The organism is Mesorhizobium sp. M0898 (assembly GCF_040319695.1).
GTDB lineage: Bacteria > Pseudomonadota > Alphaproteobacteria > Rhizobiales > Rhizobiaceae > Mesorhizobium.
On record NZ_JAMYOE010000111.1, the window covers coordinates 1 to 2,654 of the forward strand.

2 protein-coding genes and 2 pseudogenes are annotated in these 2,654 nt (G+C 61.0%); 2 read left to right on the top strand and 2 right to left on the bottom strand.

Features of this window, described 5'->3' with window-relative positions:
- Positions 1-82: 82 nt before the first annotated feature.
- A pseudogene (locus NKH90_RS34360) lies at positions 83-184 on the bottom strand (LysR family transcriptional regulator); the annotation flags it as partial.
- Between the two features lie 575 nt (positions 185-759).
- Here NKH90_RS34360 and NKH90_RS34365 point away from each other — a divergent pair.
- Both NKH90_RS34365 and NKH90_RS34370 read left to right on the top strand, forming a co-directional pair.
- Entirely contained in the window at positions 760-1,035 is a 276-nt protein-coding gene (locus NKH90_RS34365; RefSeq protein ID WP_352458906.1) for an acyl carrier protein, read from the top strand.
- The gene (locus NKH90_RS34370) at positions 1,036-2,241 is read left to right on the top strand and encodes a beta-ketoacyl-[acyl-carrier-protein] synthase family protein (RefSeq protein WP_352453892.1); all 1,206 of its coding nucleotides are present in this window, start codon (positions 1,036-1,038) and stop codon (positions 2,239-2,241) included.
- Here NKH90_RS34370 and NKH90_RS34375 read toward each other — a convergent pair.
- A pseudogene (locus NKH90_RS34375) lies at positions 2,228-2,398 on the bottom strand (LysR family transcriptional regulator); the annotation flags it as partial. The gene NKH90_RS34370 and the pseudogene NKH90_RS34375 overlap by 14 nt on opposite strands.
- Positions 2,399-2,654: the final 256 nt, after the last annotated feature.

The following is a 2,654-nucleotide window of genomic DNA, read 5'->3' on the forward strand; positions in this document are numbered from 1 at the left end:
CGGGAAATGGTTCGGATCGGCTTAAGCAACCAAATCCTACGTCATTTCAACGGCTTGCGCCACATCCACCAACCCCCATGAATTTGGTTAGGTTGATGCGGCGTGCCGCCGCCGTGAGGCCGCGCTCGCTCAGCAGCGCGTCGAGAACGACGAGAAGATTCAGATCGAGCCCTTTGAAACGCATGTCTTAGCTATCCATAGCGTGGATGCATTTGATTGAAACAAACGATTTTACCAATTTTCCGGAATGTCGCATGGACTTGGCAGGACCTCACGTGCGCCGATCACTGCCTCTATCGCGTGGCGAGTCCCTTGAGAAGAGCCCGAAAGAGGAAATCTGTCGCATGCGGTGGAGATTGTACTGGGAATGAGAGGCAGCGCTCCGATCATGTCGAACTCTCCGACGAATGGCGGACCGGTACAATAGTTGATCGCAACTGGTCCGGAGCTATGAAACATCTCGATTACATATGAGGTGCCGAGTGAATACGCTGACAGCACCCACCGTCGCAGCGTTTAGCTGACGTTTGACGACGGTTCCTATCCATTTACACGCAGATTCTTGATGTGCTGGCGCAAAAGCGGGAGGCCGGCGACTGTTCTTCGTCATCGGGCTGACGCCGCAGAAGCCGGAACTCGTCCGGTTCCTATGGGCATTGGGCTTGGTCGGTCGCACAGGCTCTATGAGGGGCAATTTTGGCAACGCGACGCGACTCGGGTTTTGAACGACGCCGAAAACGCAAGCTGGAAAGGAACAAGATGGCAGATCAACTCGCCAACGAAATAATCGCCATTATCAAGAAGCGCGCCGCGTCGGAGGGCGGCATAGCGCCTGCCACAGGCGGCGAGATAACGGCTGCCACGGGACTGACTTCGCTCGGTATCGATTCACTGGGATTGGCGGACGTTCTCTGGGACCTGGAGCAGGCCTACGGCATCCAGATCGAGATGAATACGGCCGAGGCATGGTCGGATCTCCAGAATGTTGGGGACATGGTGGAAGCCGTGCGCAGCTTGCTCGCCAAGGGGGTGTGAATGGACAGGCGCGTCGTGATTACTGGGATTGGCGGTATTTGCGGGCTTGGGACCAACGCCGCCGCCATTTGGACAGAGATGCGAGAAGGCCGCTCCGCCATCGGCCCAATCGTCAACTCCGAGCTCCATGAATTGAGGGTCAGGATCGGTGCCGAGATCAAGGCGCTGCCGGAGCATGACATCGACGGCAAGCAACTCATCTCCATGGACCGCTTCAGCCTGCTCGCTGTGCTTGCGGCGCGCGAAGCCATGCGTCAGGCCGGACTTTCCTCCAAAGAGGGAAATAGCTATCGCTTCGGTGCGACGGTGGGCGTTGGCGGCTGCGGGTGGGATGCGATCGAGCAAACCTACCGCGCCATCCTTCTGGGCGGTAAGCGTGCCGCTCTCTTGACTGTACCCAAGGCGATGCCGGGTGCCGCTGCCGGCCAGGTCAGCATGAGTCTTGGTCTGCGCGGGCCGGTCTTCGGCGTCACGTCCGCCTGTTCCTCGGCAAACCATGCGATTGCCTGCGCGGTGGACCAGATCAGGCTCGGCCGGGCCGACGTGATGCTTGCCGGCGGCAGCGAAGCGCCGCTCATATGGGGTGTGCTGAAGGCATGGGAAGCGATCCGCGTGCTTTCGCCCGATACTTGCCGGCCATTCTCGGCCGATCGCCAGGGCCTGTCGCTTGGTGAAGGCGCCGGCATGGCGGTGCTGGAAAGCTACGAGCATGCCCTGGCTCGGGGCGCCACCATCCTTGCCGAAATTGCCGGTGCCGGCCTTTCCGCCGATGCGTCCGACATCGTCGCGCCGACTGTCGAGGGGCCGGAGGCAGCAATGCGGGCCTGCCTTGCCGATGCCAGGCTGGACGCCGAGGATGTCGACTATCTCAACGCGCACGGCACCGGCACCAAGGCCAACGACCAGATCGAGACGGCGGCGATCAAGCGCGTCTTCGGTCAGCACGCCTTCTCAATGTCCATTTCTTCTACCAAGTCCATGCACGCGCATTGCCTCGGCGCGTCCGGCGCGCTCGAGTTGATCGCCTGCGTGATGGCTATCCGCGAGAGCGTCGTGCCGCCGACTGCCAATTATCGTGAGCTGGACCCCGATTGCGATCTCGACGTCACGCCCAATGTGGCACGCGAGCGCAAGGTGCGCGTGGCACTGAGCAACTCCTTCGCCTTTGGCGGCACGAACGCGGTTCTGGCGTTCAGGCAGGTGTAGAAGCCATGAGAGATGCCTCCCGCAACATTATCTCTCGCATCCAGATGCTTGCCGGATAACTATTGTGAAGGGCGGGTCATTGACCGCCTCGGCGAATGCGGGAAGTGGCAGCGGAAGCTCGACGATCCGGGGGTATCGTCTTTGCGAAATTCTTAACTGTTGAAGCGGCTTGGACGTACCGCCGCCCCGTAAAAGGTAAGCCGAGGCCCTGCGGGCTCGGCTTGAGGGTCTGAAGCTGTACACGACAATGTCTGGAAGCCGCAGGGTCGGCTCTGCGCCCGTTATAGTCGCCTGAGTGCTGCCGGCCCGGCCGCGCCGCGGGCGCCGTCAACGAACTCCTTGAACCTGCGGACCTTGCCTGTCTTGGCCGACGCTTCGAAGCGCGCCGTCGTGCTGGCCTCCAGATCCGCGAC

Coding starts and splice junctions, on each gene's coding strand:
- NKH90_RS34365 (WP_352458906.1), top strand. CDS start 760: ATGGCAGATCAACTCGCCAACGAAATAATCGCCATTATCAAGAAGCGC.
- NKH90_RS34370 (WP_352453892.1), top strand. CDS start 1,036: ATGGACAGGCGCGTCGTGATTACTGGGATTGGCGGTATTTGCGGGCTT.